The sequence below is a fragment of the Streptomyces sp. NPDC005799 genome, assembly GCF_040630525.1.
Taxonomy (GTDB): domain Bacteria; phylum Actinomycetota; class Actinomycetes; order Streptomycetales; family Streptomycetaceae; genus Streptomyces; species Streptomyces griseorubiginosus_B.
Genome location: NZ_JBEXXQ010000161.1, coordinates 1 through 3,596 on the forward strand (window position 1 = coordinate 1; position 3,596 = coordinate 3,596).

4 protein-coding genes are annotated in these 3,596 nt (G+C 69.8%); 1 reads left to right on the top strand and 3 read right to left on the bottom strand.

Annotated features, from left to right (window positions below; translation table 11 throughout):
• Positions 1–378: 378 nt before the first annotated feature.
• The gene (locus tag ABZ453_RS50710; RefSeq protein WP_356951286.1) at positions 379–1,383 is read right to left on the bottom strand and encodes a stage II sporulation protein M; all 1,005 of its coding nucleotides are present in this window, start codon (positions 1,381–1,383) and stop codon (positions 379–381) included.
• Positions 1,384–1,513: 130 nt separating this feature from the next.
• Here ABZ453_RS50710 and ABZ453_RS50715 point away from each other — a divergent pair, with 130 nt between their 5' ends.
• The gene (locus tag ABZ453_RS50715) at positions 1,514–2,512 is read left to right on the top strand and encodes an RDD family protein (RefSeq protein ID WP_359026802.1); all 999 of its coding nucleotides are present in this window, start codon (positions 1,514–1,516) and stop codon (positions 2,510–2,512) included.
• 85 nt (positions 2,513–2,597) lie between these two features.
• Here ABZ453_RS50715 and ABZ453_RS50720 read toward each other — a convergent pair whose 3' ends face one another.
• Positions 2,598–3,212, bottom strand: a complete 615-nt coding sequence (locus tag ABZ453_RS50720; RefSeq protein ID WP_359026804.1) for a hypothetical protein — start codon at positions 3,210–3,212, stop codon at positions 2,598–2,600.
• Between the two features lie 177 nt (positions 3,213–3,389).
• The coding region (locus ABZ453_RS50725; protein ID WP_359026806.1) for an adenosylhomocysteinase at positions 3,390–3,596 on the bottom strand (207 nt) is incomplete at its 5' end.

Below are 3,596 nucleotides of genomic sequence, written 5' to 3' on the forward strand. Positions count from 1 at the left end.
GCTTCCTTCGTACTCACCCTTCCGGGCTTTCCTCCGGGCGCTTCCCTTCGGTCTTGCGTTTCCGACTCTATCAGATCCTTTTCCGATCCGATTTCTTCGGTGCTTTCCAGGTTCCCGCTTTTGTTTCGCGGTTTCCTTTCCGGCGGTTCCGACTTTATCAGAAGATTCGAGCCGGTCTGACCGGCCGCTCATTTCCGATTCATCGGGAGGTGGCTTCTTCGAAATCGATGTTCCGAGAAGCAGACAGATACTCACTGCTGCCGACCGGATTGGATCCAGTTCCAGGCAACTGTTCGAATCTACCTCCCCGCCTGGTCCGTGTCAACGGCTCCTGCGGGGCGAAGGAGAGACTAACAGCTCGACGGGCGTGCCCGCACATCAGGCGGCCGTAGGGACCGTGGCGCTGCGCTCAACCGCCTCCACGTCGCCTGTCTCTCCGCTGCGCGCTGCCCGGCCGCCCAGGACGAACACGTACAGGAGGAAGGCGAGCTCCGCGAGGATTCCGATGCCGATGCGGGCCCAGGTGGGCAGGCCGGACGGGGTGACGAAGCCTTCGATGGCGCCGGACACGAACAGGACCAGGGCGAGACCGATCGCCATGCCGATGGCGGCACGGCCTTCCTCCGCGAGGGCCGTGCGGCGGGTTCGGGGGCCTGGGTCGATGACGGTCCAGCCGAGGCGGAGCCCGGTGCCGGCGGCCACGAAGACCGCGGTCAGTTCGAGCATGCCGTGCGGAAGGACCAGGCCGAGGAAGGTGTCGAGACGGCCGGCTGAGGACATCAGGCCGAAGCCGACGCCGAGGTTGAGCATGTTCTGGAAGAGGATCCAGAGGACGGGCAGACCGAGGAAGATGCCCAGGATGAGGCACTGGGCGGCGGCCCAGGCGTTGTTCGTCCAGACCTGGGCGGCGAAGGAGGCCGCGGGGTGGCTCGAGTAGTAGGTCTCGTACTGGCCACCCGGGCGTGTGAGTTCACGCAGCTCGCTGGGGGCGGCGATGGACGCCTGCACGTCGGGGTGGGTGCCTATCCACCAGCCCAGGATGATCGCGATGACGGTGGAGATGAGGGCCGTGGGCACCCACCAGCGCCGTGATCGGTAGACGGCCGAGGGGAAACCGTGCGCGAGGAAGCGGGTGACGTCCCTCCACGAGGCGCGCCGGGTGCCCGTCACGGCGCTACGCGCGCGTGCCACGAGTTGGCTGAGTCGTCCGGTCAGCTGGGGATCGGGGGCGCTGGACTGGATGAGGGAGAGATGGGTGGCCGTGCGCTGGTAGAGCGCGACGAGTTCGTCGGCCTCGGCTCCGGTGAGGCGCCGGCGTCCGAGGAGGGCGTCGAGACGGTCCCATTCGGCTCGGTGGGCGGTGACGAAGACGTCGAGGTCCATCGGTCTGCCTGCTCCTCGGCTGCTCGTCGGCGGCTCGTCCTGGATGTCAGCTTGTCGTACTGCGGCGCGATGCGCCCTCAGCTTGGCAGACTGGCCGTTGCGAGAGCAGGCCAGGGGAAGGGCGACGGGCGTGAGTGAGCTGGTGACGGGCGAGGCGGTGGCGCTGGAGTTGCGCCCCGCGAGGCTGCCCAGCAGGGCGCTGGCGGTGTTGCTCGATCTGGTCGTGGCCGTGGCGGTCTACGTGGCCCTGACCATCGTGCTCATCGCCGCCACCGCTTCGTTGGACGACGCGGCTCAGGTCGCCGTGTCGCTCGGGGTGTTCGTCCTGGTCCTGGTCGGCGCTCCGATCGCGGTGGAGACGCTGAGCCATGGGCGTTCCCTCGGGAAGCTGGCGTGCGGGTTGAGGGTGGTGCGGGACGACGGCGGTCCGATCCGGTTCCGGCATGCGCTGGTCCGGGGCGGGATCGGTGTGATCGAGATCCTGATGACGTTCGGCGTCATCGCCTGCATCGCCTCGCTCGTGTCGGCTCGCGGGCGGCGGCTCGGGGATGTGTTCGCCGGGACGCTCGTCGTACGGGAGCGGGTGCCTGTCGCGCGCACCGGTTTCCTGCCTCCGCCGCCGCCCTGGCTGGCCGGGCGGTTCTCGGCGCTCGATCTGTCCGCGGTTCCCGACGGGCTGTGGCTCACCGTCCGCCAGTATCTGGCCCGCATGCAGCAGTTGGATCCGCAGGCGGGCTGGGCCATGGCGGAGCGGCTCGCCTCCGACCTCGCTTCTCACACCGGAACGCCGGTTCCGCAGGGTGTTCCGCCGGCTGCCTATCTGGCGGCGGTGCTGCAGGAGCGGCAGGCCCGGGAAGTACGGCGGGCCTTCGCGAGCGGGGCCGGGGCAGGCTCCGATCCGTACGCGGCTCCTTCCGGCGCCACGTACCGAACGCCGTCCCCGCAGCCTGCGGCCCCCGCCGCCGGACAGGCCGGTCTCGGAGGCCGACTCCCGGCGCCGCAGTCCGCATCTCCGGCATTCGATGCGCCGACTGGTCAGCCGCACGCTTCACCAGCCGCCCCGTCACCGGCCTCGCCGCTCACGGACCGCCCGGCCGTCGAAAGAACGGGGTTCGTGCCTCCGGCCTGACCCTGCGTCCGCTGCGGCCTGACGACGCGCCCTCCCGGCAACTCGTCATACAGACCCGGCGCCCTGCTGTACGCCCCTCGCCCCCTCACTCGAACATCGACGGCGGCGATTCGAGGTCTTCCAACTCGATTCCGGGCGCCGCGAGGACCACGTCGCCGGCGATGTGCACGATGTGCTGTTCTCCCGTGTCCAGGGCTGTGACCTGGTATTCGTCCACGGTCAGAGGGCCGTTGTCAGTGGCGTGTGCTTCTCTGTTCACCAAGGTCCAGGACTGGTCCACGGTGCGCGGGGCGAGGACGGGATCGGTGAGGGCTACGAGGCGAACGCGAGTTGCCGTGGCGGAAGGGGTGAGGCGCAGGAGACGGGTGGTGGCGATGAGGAATGCGGGGGATGTGCCGGTGAAGGCGTGGGCGCGCACGTTGCCTTCCGTGGCATGGGTCCCGGTCGGGTCCGTACGGACCCAGGTGACGCCGTCCAGGGCGGCGCCGCGTACCTGCCAGTCCGCGGCGTGGAGTTCGAGGCGGATGGGGCGGCCCAGGTCGTCGAGGGTGAGGTCCACGGAGCCGTGGTGGTCTCCCGACGGCGTGGTCAGTCGGGAGACGTAGCGCCAGCCGGAGGGGCCGGGGGCGCACTGGAAGTGTTCTTCGGCGAGGGGGGTGTGATCGTGCGGATCGTGGAGCGAATAACGGCCGCGGGGCATGGGGGTCCTGGGGCGTGAGGGCTGGTCCGGCCGACGGACCGGGCGGCCGAAGGGGCAGGCCCCCGACACGGGGGTGCGGGGGCCTGCCTCGGAGGTGGGGCTGCTGGTGAGGGTGTCAGCGCGCCGACGCGCTCACCAGCAGGCCGTGCCGTACCGCTCGGCGGCGGTACGGGTCGCTCAGTAGCGGTAGTGGTCGGGCTTGTAGGGGCCCTCGACGTCGACGCCGATGTAGGCGGCCTGCTCCGGGCGCAGCGTGGTCAGCTTCACGCCGAGGGCGTCCAGGTGGAGGCGGGCGACCTTCTCGTCCAGGTGCTTGGGCAGCGTGTACACACCCGTCGGGTAGGCGTCGGGCTTGGTGAACAGCTCGATCTGGGCCAGCGTCTG

Bases quoted from the DNA above. Each gene is read 5' to 3' on its own strand.
- ABZ453_RS50710 (WP_356951286.1), bottom strand. From the start codon at position 1,383: ATGGACCTCGACGTCTTCGTCACCGCCCACCGAGCCGAATGGGACCGT.
- ABZ453_RS50720 (WP_359026804.1), bottom strand. From the start codon at position 3,212: ATGCCCCGCGGCCGTTATTCGCTCCACGATCCGCACGATCACACCCCC.